The 19,182-nt window shown below is 68.7% G+C and carries 20 protein-coding genes; 7 read left to right on the top strand and 13 right to left on the bottom strand.

Going from position 1 to position 19,182, the window contains the following annotated elements:
• Positions 1–164 precede the first annotated feature (164 nt).
• Entirely contained in the window at positions 165–1,406 is a 1,242-nt protein-coding gene (locus MKI84_RS15315) for an acyltransferase family protein (RefSeq protein WP_241620894.1), read from the top strand.
• Between the two features lie 3 nt (positions 1,407–1,409).
• Here MKI84_RS15315 and folB read toward each other — a convergent pair whose 3' ends face one another.
• Genes folB through MKI84_RS15300 form a run of 3 tightly spaced genes read right to left on the bottom strand, consistent with a single transcriptional unit; the run spans position 1,410 to position 3,799 of the window.
• Complete coding sequence (gene folB, locus MKI84_RS15310) at positions 1,410–1,775, bottom strand: dihydroneopterin aldolase (protein WP_241620893.1); 366 nt, start codon at positions 1,773–1,775, stop codon at positions 1,410–1,412.
• A gap of 21 nt (positions 1,776–1,796) precedes the next feature.
• Positions 1,797–2,840: a hydantoinase/oxoprolinase family protein gene (locus tag MKI84_RS15305; RefSeq protein WP_241620892.1), complete on the bottom strand. Its 1,044-nt coding sequence runs from the start codon at positions 2,838–2,840 to the stop codon at positions 1,797–1,799.
• Complete coding sequence (locus MKI84_RS15300; RefSeq protein ID WP_241620890.1) at positions 2,837–3,799, bottom strand: ATP-grasp domain-containing protein; 963 nt, start codon at positions 3,797–3,799, stop codon at positions 2,837–2,839. Before MKI84_RS15300 ends, MKI84_RS15305 begins: the two co-directional genes overlap by 4 nt.
• 27 nt (positions 3,800–3,826) lie before the next feature.
• On the opposite strand from MKI84_RS15300, the gene MKI84_RS15295 reads away from it, so the two are divergent.
• The gene (locus MKI84_RS15295) at positions 3,827–4,525 is read left to right on the top strand and encodes a HisA/HisF-related TIM barrel protein (protein WP_241620889.1); all 699 of its coding nucleotides are present in this window, start codon (positions 3,827–3,829) and stop codon (positions 4,523–4,525) included.
• Between the two features lie 5 nt (positions 4,526–4,530).
• On the opposite strand, the gene MKI84_RS15290 is transcribed toward MKI84_RS15295, so the two are convergent.
• Genes MKI84_RS15290 through MKI84_RS15275 form a run of 4 tightly spaced genes read right to left on the bottom strand, consistent with a single transcriptional unit; the run spans position 4,531 to position 8,136 of the window.
• A complete protein-coding gene (locus MKI84_RS15290; RefSeq protein WP_241620888.1) occupies positions 4,531–5,343 on the bottom strand; it encodes a triphosphoribosyl-dephospho-CoA synthase in 813 nt (270 codons plus the stop codon).
• Positions 5,340–6,245, bottom strand: coding sequence for a RimK family alpha-L-glutamate ligase (locus tag MKI84_RS15285; protein ID WP_241620886.1), 906 nt, complete (start codon positions 6,243–6,245; stop codon positions 5,340–5,342). The genes MKI84_RS15290 and MKI84_RS15285 overlap by 4 nt, the downstream gene beginning before the upstream one ends.
• Positions 6,242–7,210, bottom strand: coding sequence for a methenyltetrahydromethanopterin cyclohydrolase (mch, locus tag MKI84_RS15280; protein ID WP_241620884.1), 969 nt, complete (start codon positions 7,208–7,210; stop codon positions 6,242–6,244). The genes MKI84_RS15285 and mch overlap by 4 nt, the downstream gene beginning before the upstream one ends.
• Positions 7,211–7,239: 29 nt before the next feature.
• Positions 7,240–8,136: an NAD(P)-dependent methylenetetrahydromethanopterin dehydrogenase gene (locus MKI84_RS15275; protein ID WP_241620882.1), complete on the bottom strand. Its 897-nt coding sequence runs from the start codon at positions 8,134–8,136 to the stop codon at positions 7,240–7,242.
• Between the two features lie 329 nt (positions 8,137–8,465).
• On the opposite strand from MKI84_RS15275, the gene MKI84_RS15270 reads away from it, so the two are divergent.
• The 5 genes from MKI84_RS15270 to MKI84_RS15250 are packed head-to-tail and all read left to right on the top strand — an operon-like array spanning position 8,466 to position 13,478.
• Positions 8,466–8,846 carry a 4a-hydroxytetrahydrobiopterin dehydratase gene (locus tag MKI84_RS15270; RefSeq protein WP_241620881.1) on the top strand — a complete coding sequence of 127 codons (381 nt, stop codon included), beginning with the start codon at positions 8,466–8,468 and terminating at the stop codon, positions 8,844–8,846.
• A 5-nt stretch (positions 8,847–8,851) separates the two neighbouring features.
• Positions 8,852–10,105, top strand: coding sequence for a molybdopterin-binding domain-containing protein (locus MKI84_RS15265; RefSeq protein ID WP_241620879.1), 1,254 nt, complete (start codon positions 8,852–8,854; stop codon positions 10,103–10,105).
• Entirely contained in the window at positions 10,106–11,761 is a 1,656-nt protein-coding gene (locus tag MKI84_RS15260) for a formylmethanofuran dehydrogenase subunit A (RefSeq protein WP_241620877.1), read from the top strand.
• The gene (fhcD, locus tag MKI84_RS15255; RefSeq protein ID WP_241620875.1) at positions 11,758–12,678 is read left to right on the top strand and encodes a formylmethanofuran--tetrahydromethanopterin N-formyltransferase; all 921 of its coding nucleotides are present in this window, start codon (positions 11,758–11,760) and stop codon (positions 12,676–12,678) included. Before MKI84_RS15260 ends, fhcD begins: the two co-directional genes overlap by 4 nt.
• Positions 12,678–13,478: a formylmethanofuran dehydrogenase subunit C gene (locus MKI84_RS15250; RefSeq protein ID WP_241620873.1), complete on the top strand. Its 801-nt coding sequence runs from the start codon at positions 12,678–12,680 to the stop codon at positions 13,476–13,478. Before fhcD ends, MKI84_RS15250 begins: the two co-directional genes overlap by 1 nt.
• Positions 13,479–13,522: 44 nt before the next feature.
• Here the strand turns inward: MKI84_RS15250 and mgtE are convergent, their stop codons facing one another.
• From mgtE to MKI84_RS15220, 6 genes are all read right to left on the bottom strand, one after another.
• Entirely contained in the window at positions 13,523–14,899 is a 1,377-nt protein-coding gene (gene mgtE / locus MKI84_RS15245; RefSeq protein ID WP_241620871.1) for a magnesium transporter, read from the bottom strand.
• Positions 14,900–15,112: 213 nt separating this feature from the next.
• A complete protein-coding gene (locus MKI84_RS15240; RefSeq protein WP_241620869.1) occupies positions 15,113–15,847 on the bottom strand; it encodes a (5-formylfuran-3-yl)methyl phosphate synthase in 735 nt (244 codons plus the stop codon).
• A complete protein-coding gene (locus MKI84_RS15235; protein ID WP_241620867.1) occupies positions 15,844–16,410 on the bottom strand; it encodes a DUF447 domain-containing protein in 567 nt (188 codons plus the stop codon). Before MKI84_RS15235 ends, MKI84_RS15240 begins: the two co-directional genes overlap by 4 nt.
• On the bottom strand, positions 16,407–17,858 hold the full coding sequence (locus MKI84_RS15230; RefSeq protein WP_241620865.1) for a DUF6513 domain-containing protein: 1,452 nt from the start codon (positions 17,856–17,858) through the stop codon (positions 16,407–16,409). The genes MKI84_RS15235 and MKI84_RS15230 overlap by 4 nt, the downstream gene beginning before the upstream one ends.
• Complete coding sequence (locus MKI84_RS15225; protein ID WP_241620863.1) at positions 17,851–18,447, bottom strand: flavoprotein; 597 nt, start codon at positions 18,445–18,447, stop codon at positions 17,851–17,853. The genes MKI84_RS15230 and MKI84_RS15225 overlap by 8 nt, the downstream gene beginning before the upstream one ends.
• Entirely contained in the window at positions 18,444–19,061 is a 618-nt protein-coding gene (locus MKI84_RS15220) for an amino acid kinase family protein (RefSeq protein ID WP_241620861.1), read from the bottom strand. The genes MKI84_RS15225 and MKI84_RS15220 overlap by 4 nt, the downstream gene beginning before the upstream one ends.
• Positions 19,062–19,182: the final 121 nt, after the last annotated feature.

The raw sequence follows: 19,182 nt of genomic DNA, 5'->3' as shown, positions 1-19,182 counted from the left end.
CACAAGATGTAGAGCCTCGCCGCGCCGACCGGAAGCCCCTCGGCGCACGCTTCGCCGGCTTGCCTGGCCGCCAGCCATGACGGAACCGCACCGGCCATCACCCGTTAGCGGGGGCGGGCGCCGTCGGGCGGCCTGGAAGGACAAGTCGATCGGAGACGGTAAGCATGAAGGCAGGCGGAACGCCGGAGCGGTTCGAGGCCCTGGATTCCTGGCGCGGCATCTGCGCGCTGGCGGTCGTCATTTATCACTTCGGCTATAGCGTCGATATCGAGTTCATGCAGTCGGCCGTGCTGTACAACGCCTATCTCTTCGTCGATTTCTTCTTCGTGCTGTCGGGCTTCGTGGTGTGCCATGCCTATCGCGACCGGCTCGGCTCTCGTCGTCAGCTCGGCGGCTTCCTGCTGCGCCGCATCGGCCGGCTCTGGCCGCTCCATCTCGTGGTTCTGTTCGCCTTGATGCTGGCGGTCACGCTGATCAACGTCGCCGGCTATCACCCGGATCGGCTCATGATCCATGAGGGGCAGGGCAATTACTCGCTGCACGCGCTGCTGCTGAACGTCGCGCTGCTCAATTCCATGGGGTTCTACGGCATTTCGTGGAACGGCCCGGCCTGGAGCATCGGCGCGGAGTTCTACACCTATGCGCTGTTCGCCGTGGTCGTGGTCCTGTCGGGTCGTCGCCTGCTGCCGGCGGCGCTGGCGATTTCGCTGGCGGCGATCGGTGCCATCGTGCTGTTCGCGCCGTCCTATATGAATTCCACCGCCGACTACGGCTTCATCCGCTGCCTTGCCGGCTTTTTCGCCGGCGTGGTGGCGAGCCATCTGCATCAGCGCCTGCGCGGCCTCCCGCTGCCGGGCGCGACCCTGTGGGAGCTGGCGGCGGTGGCGCTCGCCGGGTTCTTCATCGCGAAGGCCGGCGAGGGCGCGAACCGCGTCGGGGTGCAGAGCGTGCTGGCGCCAGCGGTGTTCGCGCTCGCGGTGCTGGTGTTCGCGCGCGAGGGCGGCCTCGTGTCGAAGGCGCTGCGGCTGCGTCCGTGGCGGGCGCTCGGCCAATGGTCGTTTTCGATCTATCTGATCCACATGCCGCTGCTGATCCTGCTGTCCTACGGGCTCTGGCTGATCGGCGATCTCTCCGGCACGGTCCTGCGCGCGCCGGTGCTGGTGAACGGGCGCGAGGCGCAGCTTTACGAGGTCGGCGGCCCGCTGGCCTCGGCGGCGCTGCTGGCGGCGTTTGCGCTGGCGGTGATCGCGCTGGCCGCGCTCAGCTTCCGGCTGGTCGAGGTGCCGTGGCGCGATTATTTCGCGCGGCTGGCGCGCACCTATGAGGCCCGCGGCCGCAGCTTCCGCCTGCTGCCCGCCCGCAGCGTCGGCGGCCGGCCGGAGGCGGTACGCGCGCGTTCGCGCTGATCCCTATCCGCGTGAACGGACGATCTCGACGCCGGCGTCACGGAAAATGCCGGCGATCGGCGCCGACGGCTTGTGAATCTCCACCCGCACCTTCTCGACGCGGGCATGGCGCTCCAGCACGGCGGAAGCGATCGCCTGGGCGAAGGCTTCCAGCATGTGGAAGCGCCGGCCGGACGAGACCTGGTGCACCAGCTCGAACACCTTCTCGTAGCCCACCGTCGCGGTGTAGTCGTCGCGCGTCGCCGCCGGGGTGGTGTCGAGCCACCAGTCGACATCGATGACGAAGCGCTGCCCAAGCCGGGCCTCTTCCTCGTGCAGCCCGTGATAGGCGTGCAACTCGACGCCACGGATGAAGATGCGGTCGGTCATGGGGGAAGGTTCCGTGAGGGGTCAGGCCGGGGCGAGCGCAGCGGAAAGCAGGCCGACCGCGACGGCCGGCGCGCAGTCGGCAGCGTCGCGGGCAAGTGCGGGGTCGTCGGTCAGCACGTCGGCGAGGTCGAGATAGGACAGGTCGCGGCGCTCCGCGATGCGGGCGGCGATGAAGCGTCCCACGCCCGCGCCCACCAGCCGCTCGATGCCGGTCTCCAGTCTCGATGCCACGCAGTCCAGCGCGTCGTCGATCAGCCGCAGTTGCGCTTCGGCGAGGTGCCGGGCGAGGGCGCGGGCCTTTAGGAACGTGGCAGGCGTGAGGTCCTGCCCCACCATCCGCAGCAGCCGGCGGGCGCTGGCCTCCTCGGTCTTCGGCCCGCCATCGGCGCTCGGGTGCAGGTCGGCGAGGTCCGGCAAGTCGTGGGTGAGGCGATAGAGATCGGCGCTGGTGGCGTAGTGCTCGGCCATCAGCGGCAGCCAGCGCCCGTTGAACGGCGCCTGCCGCGCCAGCGCCATCACCGGGGTGCGCGCCGCGCCGGTATAGATCAACTCGTTGGAGGCAAGCCGATCGGCATCGGTGAAGCCGCGCGCCAGCACCCGGCCGTCGCCGAAGGGGATGATGTCGGTGGTGGTCGATCCGGTGTCGATCAGGATGCCGCCCGGCAGCAGATGGGCGAGCACCGCGCTGGTGGCGTACCAGTTGGCGGAGCCGATGGTGTCGGCATGGGCGGCGGCCGCGTCGGGCGCGACGAACCCCTCCGGCCCGGCAAACAGCGCGAGCGGCGCGTTGCCGAGTTCGCGCATCAGCAGCGCCGTGGTGCCGACCACGCCGGCCGCCCGGTTCGGCCACAGGTCGGCGACCTCGGCGGTCATGGTGACGGCGGAGGGGATGCCCTCGGGAAACTCGGCGCGTAGCGTGCGCAGCGCCTCCGCCAGATGCTGCTCGCCCTTCCACACCGGGCAGGGCGCGATGCGGATCGCCGCCAGCCGGCCGTTCTCGGCAAAGGCGGCCAGCTTCACATGGGCGCCCCCGACATCCCACCCCAGACGTGCGATCGCGGTCATACCCGCACCTCCACCGGCAGCGCGGGCGGCATGTGCGGCAGGTCCGGCACCGCGCCGTCGCGAATGAACTCGGCGACGAACGCCATCGGATTGACCCCCAGCGCCGCGCGCAGGCCAGCATAGGACGTGGTGAGGCGGGCATTGACCTCGACCACGACCGGCCCGTAGGCGGTCTCGATATAGTCGATGCCGCAAATGCCGTGCAGCCCCGGCAGCGCTTCGCCGACCCTGCGACCCAATTCGCGCAACCCGTCGTCGAGCGCAATGCCGCCGACCGTCACCCCGTCGAAATGCAGGCGCCCGTCGATCCGGCCTATCACCTGGCGATTGGCGGCCAGCACATGGGCGCGCCCCTCCTGGCACAGCAGGCTGAGGCTGGCGGGCTCGCCCTCGACCAGTGGCTGGAGCAGGCCATTGGCCGGGTAGGGCGGCGCGGGCATGCGCTCGAACAGCTTCACATCGACCGCGCCTGCGCCATCATCCGGCTTGATGATGAAGGGACCTTCGGTTCCGGGAGGCACGTCCTCGATGCGCAGTGTCGGCACCACGGCGATTCCGGCCCGCCGCAGAACCTCGGCCACCCGGGTCTTGCTGGTGCACAGTTCCAGCGTCTCAGCGTCGGCCGCCACCACGCGGCGGCAGCGCGTGCGCAGCAGGGCGACGAAATTCTGCAGGATGCCGTCGGTCTCCGGCGCGACCGGCCAGACGCAGTGCGCTTCACCGGCGAGATCGGCCCAGATCGCGCGCCGGTCCTCGCCGGCATGGATCGGCCGGCTGGTCCCGCGCGGCGGCGCGGGCAGGCGCGCATCATGGGTCGTGACGACACGCACGCCCGGCAAATCTTCAAGATCGCCGATCAAGGCATCGCGCATCAGCGTGCCTTCGGCTATCAGCGATGTGGGCAGGTCGATATCGGCGAAGTCGCCGCCGGTCACTGTTTCGCAGACGAATACCAGCATCGTGCCGTCCGTAAGGGAGAAGTACAGGTGGAACTTATACCGGTCCTCGATCTGATGGGAGGTGCGGTCGTCCGTGCCCAGCGTGGCGACAGGGCGAATTACCGGCCGATCGTCACCCCGCTCTGTGCGGGGTCCGATCCGGTCGCCGTGACCGACGCGCTGCTGCATCTCGGGCGTTTCCAGACGCTCTACATCGCCGATCTCGACGCCATTGCCGGCGTCGGCGACCATGAGGGCGCGGTGGCGGCGCTGCGCGCGCGTTATCCCCATCTCGATCTGTGGGTCGATGCCGGCGAGGCGGATGAGGCGGGGCTGGATCGTCGCCGCGCCAACGGGCTCGGCCGCCCCGTGGTCGGCAGCGAAAGCGTGAGCGACCCCACCGCCAGCATCTCCGCCCTGCGCAATCATCACGCCCTGCTGTCGCTGGATTTCGGACCCGAAGGCCCGCGCGGCCCGCGCGAGCTTCACGAGGAGGCCGCGTTCTGGCCGGATGGGCTGATCGTGATGAGCCTTGCCCGCATCGGCGCCGGCGAAGGGCCGGACTATGATCGGCTCGCCGGCGTTATGGCGCGGGCGGCGGGACGGCGCGTCTATGCGGCCGGCGGCGTGCGCGGCCCTACCGATCTCGACCGGCTGGCGGCGATGGGCCTTGCCGGCGTGCTGGTATCGACCGCGCTGCATGACGGGCGTCTGTCTCCGCAGGACATTGCCCGTTTCATCGGCTGAATACCTCATCGCAGAAGCGTCGCCGCGAACAGCGTGGCGACGGTGAGGTCGGCGCTGGTGCCGGGGTTGAGGCCACGATCTTTCAGCGAGAGGTCGAAGGCATCGAGCACGCGGTGGCGCTGGCCTTCGGACGCGCTCCAGTCGATCCCGGCCGCGATGCCGGCCGCCTCGGTGCGCACCCGTTCCGCCGTCTCCACCCCGAACTTCCGGGCGATATGACTGTCGGGGAAGGTCGCGAGGAAAGCCATGTAGACCGCCTCCGTCCCCGCCCGCGCCGACAGCCCGTCGAGTTGCGGCAGGCCCAGGGTCAGCACATCCTCGAACCCGTTCACATATTGCGCGGCGATGCGGTCGCGGTGCGCGGCCTCGCCCATCGCATCGCGCAGCGTGATACGCGCCGGTTCGCGCACATCATGCGCCGACGGCGCGCCGATTCCGCCGGGATTCGCGCGCGAAATCGCCCGGAAGGCGGCATCGGCGTCGGCCACGGTGAGCCCCGCCAGCACCTCGCCAAGCCTCTCGCGCAAAGCGCCCCCGCGCTCGGCCGCCACCGCCAGCGGGGCGCAGAGCAGCACGATGCCGAGATTGGTGTTCAGTCCGGCCGCGGCGACGGAAGCCTCCACCGCCCCCTCGATCCGCTCCCCGACACCCGCGCCCGACGCTGCGATATGGGGCGCCGCCGCCACGGCCGCCGCCTCGAAATGCGTGATCTCCATGCTATGGCCGGGGCGAAAACGGTGGACATTACCGGGCTTTAGCGCGTCGAGCTCGGCCCGGCACGCGGCCAGGAACGCCTGCGCGAGGCGGTCCGGCGTCATTGCGCCGGCACCCGTCCGAGCGTCGCGACGAGATGGCGGGCAAGGGCCTGCGCGACATTGAGGCCGGTGGCGCCTTCCAGCCCCTTCCAGGCCGGCATGGAGTTGACCTCCAGCACCAGAAACCCGCCGCGCGGGTCTTCGATCAGGTCGACCCCCGCATAGTCGGCCCCGACCGCCACGGTCGCCCGGATCGCAAGGTCGCAGGCAACCGGATCGAGCGGAGCGGGCTCGGCGATTGCGCCCTGATGAATGTTGGTGATCCAGCCATCGGCTCGGCGGATCATCGCCGCGACCGCGCGGTCGCCGATCACGAAGACCCGCCAGTCGGAAAAAGAGCGCGCGCCGGGATCGCCGACGAAGTCCTGCAGGTAATACACCCCGCCGACTTTCTCCGGCTCGGGCAGTGTATCGCGAGGCGCGAGGCGGCGAATGCCACGCCCCTGTGCGCCGAATAGCGGTTTGAGCACATTGTCGCCCGGCGCCTCGTCGACCAGCGCCTGCATCGCCGCACGGTCCTCGCCGACGAAGGTGCGCGGGGTCGGCAGGCCGGCGCGGTTGATCAGGAAGCTGGTCATGCTCTTGTCGACGCAGCGCTCCACCGCGCGGGCGTCGTTCATCACCTTCACGCCGCATTCGCGCAGCGCGTGCAGCAGGCTGAGCCGTGCGGTGATCTGCTCGGTCGAGCCCTTGGCGATCAGCCGCACGAAGGCGGCGGCGGGAAGAGCGCCGTCCAGCCCCGGCAGCATCAGGCCGTGCGCGCTTTCGCCGATCGCGAAGCCGCAATCATTGAGCGAGAGCACGGCGACGCGGAGCCCCTCGGCTTCCATCGCCGCCTTCAGCCGGCGGGTGTGCCAGTCGGCATCCTCGGTGAAGATGACGGCGGTGTCGTCACGGCTCCTCATCCGAAGGAGCGGTCCAGCACCGCCTCGTGGAACGCGCCATAGGTGAAGCTGCGGCCGGTTTCCAGCGCGGTGACGGTGACGCGCGCGGGGCTGAACAGCATCGGGTCCATGGCGTAGAAATCGCCCTTATAGGCGGTGAAGATCTCGCCGAAGCTGCGGCCATGGTCGCGCGAGGTCGAGCTTGGCAGGCCGGCGGCAAGCTGCTGCGCCTCGTCCTCCGGCCCGTCCACGAACAGGTGCACCTCACCGCCATAGAGCGCGGCGTCGTTGGTGCGCCCCATGGCGGTGACGAAATCCGCGCCGGGCGGGGGCAGCGGCGCGCTGCCGATGCCGTCCACCACGCGCGTCAGCGGGTAGTGCAGCGCGTGTGCCTTGTGCAGCGCCACTTCGAGCACGCGCGCTACCACCTGCACCGTGCCGGCGAGGCTCTGCGTCGGGGTGAGGATCAGCGTGAGCCGGTCGGCGCCGAGTTCCAGATCATTGGCCAGCCGCTCGATCAGCGTGTCGGGCGGGAGGCGGTCGACCTCCAGCACCAGCGTCGCCGTGCTGCCGATATCGCGGTAGTCGATCTCGGCGAACAGGTCTTCCTTGGCATAATGCGCCCGGCCTGGGCCGGAGCCGAGCGCGAAGAAATCGCCCTCTGCCAGGCTCCAGCCGGCATATTGGCTGGCAAGGCAGGCCAGCACCGGATCGCTCGTGCGCACGGCCAGCAGCGTGCTCCAGCGCGCGAAACGGGGGCTGGGGGCGATGCTGACGGTGCCGAGGCCGCCCAGGCAGATTTCAGCGATGCGCCGGCCCGCCTCGATGCCGCCGCGCGCCTTGATGCCGGCATCGACGATGCAGGCGCCGCCATAGCCGCGGGAGACGTCGAGCCGCAGCGTGTCGGCGTGGGCAACAAGGGATTCGACGAGGGGATGGCTCAGCGCGCTCACGCTGGGACGCCGGTCGCGCAGGGTGGAGTCCATGTTCAGGTACCTTTGTCGGATCGCGGCCGTCAGAGCGACAGCGAGCGGGCGAGGCTGAACGCATCCTCGAACCCGATGACCAGAGGAGTATCAGTGCCGCGCATGCGCTTCAGAAGCTCGTGCTGCACGCGGTATTTGAGATGGCCGATGGCCAGCGCGCCGATGCCGACCGCATCGCCTCCGATGGACTTGCCATCGTCGAGCGCCTCGACGCCGGCGATGCCGGAGGGCGGCACGGCGTTGACATCCGCCGCCACCAGCAGCTTTCCGGCGCTGGCGAGGTGTTCGCGGGTGAGGATCTGCACGCCTGCCTTGCCGCAGGCCAGCGCCACTTCCGCGTCGGGCAGCAATGCCCGCTTTTCCGCGTCGTCACGGGCGGCGGCGGTGCCGAGCGTCACGTTGAAACGGGTCTTGAACTCGCGGGCCTTGGCCTCGACGGCCTCGATCTCGCGATGGGAGACCAGCGTGACATGCGCGCCGGCCTGGGCCGCGATCACCGCGGCGATGCCGCCCACAACGCCGGTGGCGCCGTAGACCTGCACCTTGGCGCCGCTCAGCCCGTCGGGCCGGGTCGTCTTCAGCTTCTTCTCGACTTCGGCGATCATCGCGGCCGCGGTGGTGAAGGAGCCGGCCGGGTCGACGAAGATCGAAATCTGGAATGGGGGGAACAGCGCGCTCGCCGCCTTGTCGGCCATGTCGAGCGCAAGCCCGGCATCCTTGCCGCCGATGAACAGACCGGTGCGCGCGGCATGACTCGGCGGGCGCGAGAACATCATGTCCTGGGTCAGGTCGGTCATCTCGTCGAGGCGCACGTCGGGATAGGGCACGATGGTCGTGTAGCCGGCATCCAGCGCCATGTTCACATCGAACGGGCTGACGTGACGAAGCGGCGAGATGACGTGAAGAATGGGGGCGATATCCGCCATGTCGTTTCGATCCCTAGGAAATATGGGCCATTACGGCCTCTGTTCGGAAAAGAGCGACGCGGGCTTTCGCCAAACCGTCGCCAGCGCTGCGAAACGCAGGCAGGCCCATCGCACCGCGCGCGGGCCGTTCGCCCGCCATGCCGCCGATAGCCGATGCCGGGCTGGGGGCCCGATCCGTCCCCATGGTAAGGCCGAGCGCCCCGCCACGACAAGCCGTCTGCGCCACCTGTTGTCAGGAAGTTTGCCGAGAGGCGGTTTTGCGTGCTACCGAATCGTCAAGTGCCGCCCGCGCCAAGAACGGGCGGACTGGCCGGGGAGGACGAGACGCTGTGGCGATCGATCCAAAAAAGACTATTGATGACAAAGAGATAGTGGCGCGGCTTGCCGCCGAGCTGCCGAAGTGGCGGCTTGAGGATGGCTGGATACGCCGTACCTACAAGACCAATGGCTGGAAGGGCACGCTGATGGTGATCAACACCGTCGGTCACCTTGCCGAGGCCGCCTGGCACCATCCCGACATCACCGCCTCCTATGCCTGGGTCGAGGTGCGGCTGATGTCGCACGACGCCAAGGGCATCACCGAGCGCGACATTCAACTGGCGAAAAAGATCGAAGACGTCGTGGGTTGGCAGCCCGGCACCGAGCCGGACAGCGCGCTCGAGGGCACGCCCCGCGGCGATCTTCGCTTCGCCTACATCAAATATGACTGAGCGCCATGGCTGATCATTGGACCGAGACTTTCACCGATGTCGTCTGCGCCTTCTGCGGGCTCGGCTGCGATGATCTTTCCGTCGAGGTGACGGGGCGCGACGTGCGTGCAATTGGCGCGGGCGGCGGCACCGTCTGCGCCGAGGCCGCCCGCCTGCTGCGCCGTCGCGACGTGGCCGATCCGGCTCCGGCCCTTGGTGGCGAGGCGGTTTCCGGCGCCGAGGCGGCGGCACAGGCCCAGGCCCTGCTGCGCGCGGCACGGGCGCCGGTCATTGCCGGGCTCGGCGTCGACATGGCGGGAGCCGGGGCGCTGGTCGACCTCGCCGCCCGTTTCGGCGGCGTGCTGGACCATTACGCCTCGCCCGCCCTGTTCCGGAACTATGCCGCCGCGCAGCGCACCGGCTGGCTGTCGGTGACGCTGGCTGAGGTGCGCAACCGCTGCGACGTGCTGCTGGTGGTGGGCGAAGACCCGACCCCGCATTTCGGGCGGCTGTTCGAGCGGCTCTACCCCGCTACCCCGCTGTTCGCGACCGGCGAGCGGCGGGTGATCTTCCTAGGGGGAGGACCGGGCGAGAAGGCGCGCGACCAGCTCGCCCGTGCCCGCGTGACGCATTTGGCGGCCGAAGATGCGGTCGCGGCGCTCGAAGCCATCTCCGGCCTGCTCGCCGGGCGCGCGCTGCCGGGCGAGGCCTATGGCGGCGTGGCGGTTGAGGCTCTCGCCGACGTGGCAGCGGCGCTCAAGGGCGCTGCCTATGCGGTGGTGACGTGGAATGCGGCGACGCTCGACGAGGGTGACCTCGTCGCCACCCGGGCCACCGCCCTCGTCGACGCGCTGAACGTGACGACGCGGGCCGGCGTGTTCCCGCTGGGCGGGCGCGACAACATCATCGGCGTCAACCAGCTGCTGCTGTGGCGGCTCGGCTATCCGCTGCGTACGGCAGTGCGGGCCGGCGGGTCCGAGCATGATTCGACCCTGTTCGAGACCGGCGCGGCGCTTGAGGATGCCGATCTCATGGTCTGGGTCAGCGCGCTGAGACCGGAGCCGCCGCCGCGCTTTTCCGGCAAGGTGATCGCCCTTGCCCATCCCGAGACGGTTTTTGAGGCGGCGCCGGACGTGTTCATCCCCGTGGGCACGCCGGGCGTCGATCATGCGGGCACGGTGTTCCGCATGGATTCAATTGTGAGCCTGCCGCTCGGCGCCCTGCGCGTCGCGACGCTTCCGAGCGTCGCCGAGGCTGTGCGATGCATAGCGGAGGGTTGAATGCGCATAAGGCTGAAGGGTGGGCGTGTGCTCGACCCGGCCCATGGCGAGAGCCTGGTCTCTCGCGACGTCGAGCTGGTTGACGGTCGTATCGTCGCCGGCACCGACCTGAAGGCCGATGTCGAATACGATCTCGGCGGCGACGTGGTGATGGCGGGCGGCATTGACCTGCACAGCCACATCGCGGGCGGCAAGATGAACCTTGCCCGCATGCTGATGCAGGAAGACCGGCGGGCCTTTCCCGAGCTGCCCGGCGCCTTCTGCGGCTGCGGCGGCGGGCGCGCGGTGCCGACCGCCCACGCCACCGGCTGCCGCTATTCCGAGCTTGGCTACACCACCGTGTTCGAGCCCGCCATGGTCGGGGCCAATGCGCGCGGCGCGCATCTGGAAATGGCGGACATCCCCAACCTCGACACCGGCGCCTATCTCGTTCTCGGCAACGATGATTTCCTGCTGAGGTTGATGGCGGCCGGGGCGAAGCAGGAGCAGATCAACGCCTATGTCGGCTGGATGGTGGAGGCGACGCAGGCCTTCGCCATCAAGATCGTCAATCCCGGCGGCATCAACGCCTTCAAGTTCAACGCGCGCTGGATGCAGCTCGACGAGGCGAACCCGCATTACGGGGTGACGCCGCGCACGGTATTGCAAACCCTGATCCGCGCGGTGACCGAACTCGGCCTGCCGCACCCGATCCATCTGCATGGCTGCAATCTCGGTGTGCCGGGCAATGACGAGACCACGCTGGCAACGATCCTTGCTGCAGAAGGCCGCCGGCTGCACCTCACGCACCTCCAGTTCCATTCCTACGGCACCGAGGGCGACCGGAAGTTCTCCTCCTCCGCCGCGCGTATCGCCGAGCTGGTGAACAAGAACCCCAACATCTCGGTCGATGTCGGGCAGGTGATGTTCGGCCAGACCGTGACGGCCTCCGCCGATTACATGTCGCAATACCGCAACCGCGGCATCGCGACGCCGAAGAAGTCGATCGGCATGGATATCGAGCTCGATGCCGCCTGCGGGGTCATCCCGTTCGAGTATCGCGACAAGTCCTTCGTCAACGCGCTGCAATGGGCGATCGGGCTGGAACTGTTCCTGCTGGTGGACGATCCCTGGCGCATCTTCCTGACCACAGACCATCCCAATGGCGGGCCGTTCACCACCTATCCGCACCTGATCCGGCTGCTGATGGACCGCGATTTCCGCAACGCCCAGCTCGCCACCCTACACAAGGCGGCGCAGGCGCACACCCTGCTCGGGCAGATCTCCCGTGAATACTCGCTGGACGAGATCGCCATCCTCACCCGCGCCGCTCCCGCCCGTATTCTCGGCCTGACCGACAAGGGCCATTTGGCGCCCGGCGGCGTCGGCGATGTCGTGGTCTATGCCGAGGAGAGCGACCGCGAGGCGATGTTCTCCACGGCGCGGCTTGTGTTCAAGGATGGCCGGCTCGTGGTGAAGGACGGTGCCATCGTCGAGACGGTGGCCGGCACCACCCATGTCGCCCGGCCGGAATTCGACCGGGGCATCGAGAAGGACATGCAGCGGTGGTTCGACGAGGCGGTGGGGCTGAAGGCCAGCCATTTCCGCATTGCCGACCATGAACTCAGAAACGGGGCCGGGCCTACGATCCTGACATGCGAGGGGGTGGCGCCATGATTCTCAACGGCGTCGAGATACGCGACACCTTCGCCGAGGCCTTCCCGATGGTCGGCACGCGGCTGATCATCACCGCCGACACGCCGGAATGGGCGATGATCGCCGGGCGCACCACCACGGGCTTTGCGACCTCGGTCATCGGCTGCGGCTGCGAGGCGGCGGTGGAGCGGGAGATTCCGGCGAGCGAGACCCCGGACGGGCGACCCGGCGTCGCCATCCTGATCTTCGCGATGGATTTCGGCTCGCTGAAGAAAGTCGTGCCGCTGCGCCTCGGCCAGTGCATCCTGACCTGCCCGACCACGGCCTGCTATGCCGGCATCGACACCGGCAAGCGGGTGCCGCTGGCCAAGACCATCCGCTATTTCGCCGATGGCTTCCAGATTTCCAAGAAGATCGACCAGAAGCGCTTCTGGCGCCTGCCGGTGATGGAAGGCGAGTTCGTCTGCGACGAGGACACCGGCTCGGTGGAAGGCGTCGGCGGCGGTAATTTTCTCATTCTTGCCCGCACCCGCGCGCAGGCGCTGCATGCCGCCGAGGCGGCCGTGAAGGCGATGACGACGGTGGAGGGCATCATCCTGCCATTCCCCGGCGGGGTGGTGCGCTCCGGCTCCAAGGTCGGCTCCAAATACAAGGGCCTGTTCGCCTCCACCAACGACGCTTATTGCCCGACGCTGCGCGGCGTCCGGCCCAGCGCACTGCCGCCCGAGGTCGGCTCGGTTCTGGAGATCGTGATCGACGGCGTGAGCTTCGAGGCGGTCTCTCAGGCCACTCGCGTCGGGATCGAGGCGGTGTGCGCCATCGGTGCCGACGGCGGCATCGTCGCGATCGATGCCGGCAATTACGGCGGCAATCTCGGCCCCTTCCACTTCAAGCTGCGCGAGATCATGGGCGCGGGCGCAAATCCGGGAGCGGCGTGATGAGCGGTGCGGTTCTCAAGCCCCGCGCGGCGCTGGAAGCGCGGGTGGACCTCTCCAGCGTCACGCCTGGCACCTTTGCCGGGCTCTCGCTGCGCGAGATCGAGCAGATGATGCTGCCCTGCGGCGGGCGCGCTGTGCCGCTGGCAGAGCTGTTCTTCGTCGAGCGCGGGCCGGAGGGCTCGCTGGTGATCGAGATTGGCGACCCCCGGCTCGATCATGTCGGCGCGAAGATGGATGGCGGCGAGTTGCTGGTCGACGGGCCGGTCGGTGCCTGGGCCGGGCATGGCATGTCCGGCGGCACGCTGCGCATTGCCGGCGGTACCGGCGATTTCCTCGGCGCCGAACTGTCCGGTGGGCGCATCAAGGTCGCGGGCCGTGCCGGGGCGCGGCTCGGCGCGGCGTCGTCCGGTTCGCGGCGCGGCATGTCGGGCGGCGTCATACGGATCACGGGATCGGCGGGTCCCCGCGCGGCCGAGCGCCAGCGCGGCGGGTTGATCGTGATCGAGGGCGACGCCGGCGAAGGCCTCGCCACCGAGATGATTGCTGGCACGGTCTGCGTGCTCGGCGCCATCGGCCCCCTCATGGGGCGCGGCATGAAGCGCGGCACGGTGCTGACGCGCACGGTTCCCGAGCTGCCGGCAGGCTTTGTCGATACCGGCACGCAGGAACTGATCGCGCTCCAGCTCATGGCCCGCCGTGTGCCCGACCTTTCGGGTTTCCTCGACAAGGCGACGCGCGCGCGCCGTCTGGTCGGGGATGTGCTCCTGGGCGGGCAGGGCGAGGTGCTGGTGCCCGAATAGACCGGGCACCCTCTCCCCGACGGGGAGAGGGCCGGGTGCGTGACCTAGAGCAGCGTTCCCGAGAGGATGGCCAGAGCCACCGAGAAGTAGATCACCAGTCCGGTGACATCGATGAAGGTCGCCACGAACGGCGCCGAGGCGCTTGCGGGGTCGAAGCCGAGACGGCGCAGCACGAAGGGCAGCATCGAGCCGAGCATCGAGCCGAAGGTGACGATCGCCAGCAGCGAGGCGCCGATGGTGGCCGCGATCAGCATCCAGTGCTCGCCATAATCGTGCAGGCCCAGCATCTGCCAGGCGGAGATGCGGATGATGCCGAGCGCGCCGAGGATCGAACCGAGCGCGAGCCCCGAGGGCAACTCACGCAGCGCCACCCGCCACCAGTCGCCGAGCTTGATCTCGTGCAGCGCCAGCGCGCGAATGATCAGCGAGGTCGCCTGCGAGCCGGAGTTGCCTCCTGAACTCATGATCAGCGGGATGAACAGGGTCAGCACGATCGCGCGCTCCAGCTCGTCCTCGAAATGCTGCATGGCGCTTGCGGTGAACATCTCGCCGACGAACAGGATGCAAAGCCAGCCGGCACGCTTCCTCAGCATGTTCAGGAAGCCGATCTCCATATAGGGCTCGTCCAGAGCCTCCATGCCGCCGAACTTCTGCACGTCCTCGGTCGATTCCTCGATGATGGCGTCGATCATGTCGTCGACCGTCACGATGCCGATCACGATGCCGGCGTCGTCGACCACCGGCACCGCCAGCAGATCGTATTTGGAGAACAGCCGCGCGACATCCTCCCGGTCCGCCAGCGGGCCAGTGGTGATCGGGTCGGGCGCGGCGGCGACGGAAAGGATGGGGTCGTCAGGCGCGCCGGTAATGAGCCGGCGTAGCGACACCGCCTTGATGAGCTTTCCGCTTGACGGATCCAGTACATAGATCGCGTAGACCGTCTCGCGGGTGCGCTCGACCTGCCGGATATGTTCCAGCGTCTGGCCGACCGTCCAGGTCGCGGGTACCGAGACGAATTCGGTGGTCATCAGGCTGCCGGCGGTGTCCGGCGGGAAGGTGAGCAGTCGCTTGATCGCCGCGCGCGTCTCCGGGTCCAGCGCCGCCATGAGGCGGGCTCCCGCGCGCTGATCCATCTCGGCGAACAGGTCGGCCGCGCGGTCGGCCGACATGCCGGCGACCAGGAGCGCGGCCTCCCCGGTCGGCAGCGCTTCGAGAATGCGCACCGACTGGTCGAATTCCGGGTGGTCGAGCAGTTCGATGACCTGCTCATGCGGCAGCCGCGCCACCAGCGTGGCGGCGGCGATGTCGTCGAGTTCATTCAGGCGGGCGGCGATGTCGGCAATGTGCTCGCGTGCCGGCAAGGCAGGGCCGGCCTCGTGCAGAACGTGGTCGAGAGTGGTCTCGTTACGCGGATCGCTCATTCGGGCTCTTCTTTCCGTCGACGGCCGCAGGGGCGGTCGCACGGAGAGCCGGATGCGCGGGGAGGATTACCCTTCGCGGATCAGGCCGCGGCGGCCACCGGCGGCATAAACAATCGACTTTGACTGTCGCTGGACATGGCTAGGGGGTTCCGGTTGCGCCGCGATGACGAAAGCGCGCGGCGGGGCGCTCAGTGGACCTTCCGGTGCGTCGAGTCAACCCGTCGCGGTGCCGGCCTGCGCCGGTAGCCGGGCGCGCACCTGCGCCAGCCGTGCCGGGTCCAGCGTCCCGGTGCGCCCCTGCGCGCATAGCGCTCCGCGAAAACCGAGATAATCCGGCCCCACCATGGCGAGCGGGGCGATGTCGTCGAGGGTCAGCGAGCCGGCAAGGCCGGTCATCAGCCCGTGCCGGCGAGCCTCCTGCACGAACTGGCCAAGCGTCAGCGGGTCGAGATGAGCGGTCAGCGGACCGGATTTCTTGTCGGCGGTATCGAGCATGATGCCGGAAAAGCCCGCCCGCCCCAGCGCGCCGACAACGGCGAAATCCAGCTGCTGGTCGGCGAACAGGACGCCGATCAGCCGGTGGGCGTCGGCAAGCGGCGCCAGCGCCTCGATGCACGCTTCCATGGAGGGCGAGGCGAACAGGCCGACCTTGACGAGGGGCACGCCGGTCGCCGCCACGCGCTCCGCGGCGGTGCGCAGCAGCACCGGCACCATGGGCTGGTCTCCGGCAGTGGCCGAGAGTGCGGGGGCGGCGGGCCCCCAGCCGCGCCAGAGCTGGACGGCGGAGATCAGCGCCTCGACGCTCCACGCGCCGAGCGCCCCGAAGGCGGGCTGCTTCAGGTCAATGATATCGGCGCCGCCGACCCGGGCGAGTTCCATCTCGGCAAGGTCCGCGACGCTGGCGAGCAGTCCGGTCGCAGGCGCCGCCGTGCCGTGTCCGGCGCTCATGATGCCCGCCTGCGGCGATGCTCGGCGATGGCCTCCTGCACCCAGCCCCACGCCTCCAGCTCGTCAGGCCCGGCGGTCTTCTCGACCGCGATGGCAAGATAGGCCATCTCCTGGTCGACCTTCTCGTCGGTGAGCATATCAAGCCGGCTCGCCAGCACTGCGGCTTCCAGTACCGCGGCCTTTGCGCGGTTCATGCCCTCGAAGCGCTTGTGATTGTCGCGGTAATAGGTCTTGCAGTAGATTTTCGGCCGGTGGGGATCCTCCTCGATGCGCTCCACCGTCACCTCGTCATTGGCGATGGCGTCGGACAGGCGCGGGCAGTCGAGATAGACCGACTTGCTGACATCCACATTCATGCGCCGCCCGACCACGCAGCCGGCGAAGATGCGCACGTCATCGGTGAAGTTCACCACCGCGATGCGGGTCGCGACCAGATTGTCCAGCGTGCGCGAGGGGCGGAATGGCTGGAGGAGATAGCCGCCCTCGATCACCGTCGCACCCATCGGCGCGATATGCGGCTCGCCGGAGGCCGAGCGGGTGGTGACGATGGTCTCGCGGATCATTCGGCTTCGCCCTTGTTTTTCTTCGCGGCCAGCGTCGTGCCGGCTTCCTTGAATGTCAAACGATGCGCCGCCTCGGGGCTACCGGCGATCTCGCCCGCCGCGCCCCATTTCAGCCCCTCGTCCTGCGCGTAGCGCTTGCCCAGCTTGTAGGCGATTTCCGCCCGGGCGGTCTCCACGCCGAGATAGAAGGCATGCGCGCCATCGCCTTCCACGCCCAGATGCGGGAACAGCGCGAAAGGTTCGTCGGCAATCTGATGACCGTCGCGATTATAGACATGGATACCATCGGCGGCGACATCGATGCGAAAATTGCGGTCGCGCACCTCGCTGGCGAGCCGGGCGATATCCTCCGGGCTGGCGGCGTGAGGCTTGCGATCGCGCAGCGCCATCAGCCCGCCGCCAAACCCTTGAGGCAGCGCGCCGGCCTGCCGGGCCGCGTAGAATTCCCGCCGCGCCCGGTCGAATTCCCGCACCGCCGTGCGGCAATGCGGGCTGACCTGCACCGCCAGCACCGCCTGGATGCGCAGCTCCGATATCATGCCCATCAGCAGCGCGTTGATGCCGGTGGTGTCGGCGTCGGTCAGTTCGGTGACATTGCCGATGCCCATCAGCATGGGAATGTCGGGAAAACGCCGCCTCAGCTCGGCATAACGCACGATGGACGGCGTGAAGCCGTAGTGGATCGGGTCGAGGATCGGGTCGGCATAGAAGGGCTGTCCGCTGGCAAGGCAGGCCTCGACGGCGCGGACCAGCGAGTCGAGGTCGCCCTGCTTTGCCGGCACCAGCACCGGCACGGCGGCGCCTTCCTTCGCGATGTCGAGATTGGTCTCGTTCAGGCTCAGCAGGAAATCGGCGCCGGCGCGGGTGGCGCGAGCGAGTTCGGCCGGGTCGAAGGAGTCGACGCTGACCCGCAGGCCTTCCGCCTGCAGCGCGGCGATGGCGTCTTCCAGATGCGGGAACGGCGTATCGGGCAGGCAGCCGAGGTCGATCACGTCCGCGCCCTCGCCTTTGAGGAAGCGCGCGCGCTCGATGAGGGCGGGAATGTCCATCCTGGTCGCGTCGACGATCTCGGCGAAGATGGTGACGTCGTGCTTCGACAGGTCGACCGCCCGTCGCTCCAGCCCGAAATAATCCGGCAGATCGGCCACCTCGTCCGGCCCGCGCGCAAACGGCACGCCGAAGAAGCGCTCCAGCCTTTCGAGGTCGCCGCGAAACCGTCCGGGCATCAGCACGCGGTCGGTGCCTTCGGGGATCTTGAGCCGGCGTTCCACAATCTCGGCGGTCATCAGTGCCGCGACCTTGACCCCGACACTCACCACGACCGGATCAAGGCTGGCATCGGCGATGTCGCCGGCGATCTTGGCGAGGCGCGGCTCGGCGAGTGAGCCGGTGACGAGGGCGACCTTTTCCGGTCGTGACGGCCGCTCCGCCGATGGGGGCTCAGCCATGCGCCGACGCGCCTTCACCCGCCAGCCAGCGGGTACGGGCCGCGATGGCGCTCGTCAGGTCCTCGATGGATTCGACCACCGTCGTGTCGTCAAACTCCTTGAGCTTGGCGGTGTTTTCGAGGTCGATGCGGCGCGGATAGACCGAGACCGGCCCCTTGGGCGCCATGGTGATCATCTCCGGCGCGGTGTCGCAGGCAAACACGATCGAGGGCACCCGGCATTTGCCGGCCTGCGCGAAGCAGTTGGTCACCAGCGTGTCGGAAATGCCGAACACGCATTTCGCCACGGTGTTGGACGAGGCCGGCGAGACCACGAGCGTGTGGTACAGGCCCTCATAGAACCGGCCGACCGGAGCGGAGCTGGCGGTGGTTTCCCTGAAGATGCGGGTGCCCTCCGGCAATTCCTGCTTGTACATCCGCAGGACCTCGTCCGCCGCCTTCGAGACGAACAGGTCGACGGCGGGCAATTGCTTGATCAGCGCGATGGACTCGGTGAAAAAATGCCCGGAGCCAGTCAGCGCCCAGCTCCAGCGCGGATAGGTCGTGCCGTTCGCGCCCATGTCGTCCGTACTCATGTCGTCCGTACTCATGCCGCCCGGCTCCCCTTTTCCAGAACATCGTCGGACGAGGCGGCTTCTAGCCTGCCGGCGAAGCGGCGGGCAAGCACCGGCACGTGAGGGTCCACCAGTCCGGCGGCCGCCCAGTCCCCGGGCGGGCCGTGCGGTTGAACGACCGGCGCCGATTTCACGAAGACCACCCGCGCCGCACCGAGCTGGATGCCCAGCCACAGCGCGAGGCTGTCCGATGTGACGTCCCAGCTTTCCGGCAGATCCTGCGCCGCGCGCGCCATGGCGGCCGGCAGCCACAGCGCGGCGCGGCCGTCATCATGGGCGCGGGAGATCGCAGCGGCATCCGCACAGGGGATGAGGCGCGGCTCGATGTCGGCGAAGGCGAGGGCGGTCTGTTCCATGGCGAGGATCGCCATGTGATGGGCGGTATGGCCGGACAGCGCGAGCCGGGGCTGGAGCGCGCGCACCGCATCCGCCAGCGGGCCGCCACCCGGCACCAGCACCACCGGCGGGCCGATTTCGGCGTAATGAGCCAGCAACGCCGGCAGGCGCGCCGAGGCCGTGAGGCTGCCGCCGAGCTTCACGATGTCGAGGCGGGGCGGGGCGGCTGCAGGATGTGGTGTCGGGTTCGGCATCGGGAGTGCCCTGTTTCCCGTGACGCTACGCCAAACCCGTCCGCCCGGAAATGGCCCGCGACCTGCGACATCGCCGCCGCGCGGATAAAAAAAAGCCCGAAGCAGAGCTTCGGGCTTTTGA

Source organism: Ancylobacter gelatini, assembly GCF_022601675.1.
Taxonomy (GTDB): domain Bacteria; phylum Pseudomonadota; class Alphaproteobacteria; order Rhizobiales; family Xanthobacteraceae; genus Ancylobacter; species Ancylobacter gelatini.
Note: the sequence above shows the minus strand (reverse complement) of the source record. Positions and strands in the feature narration are given on the sequence as shown.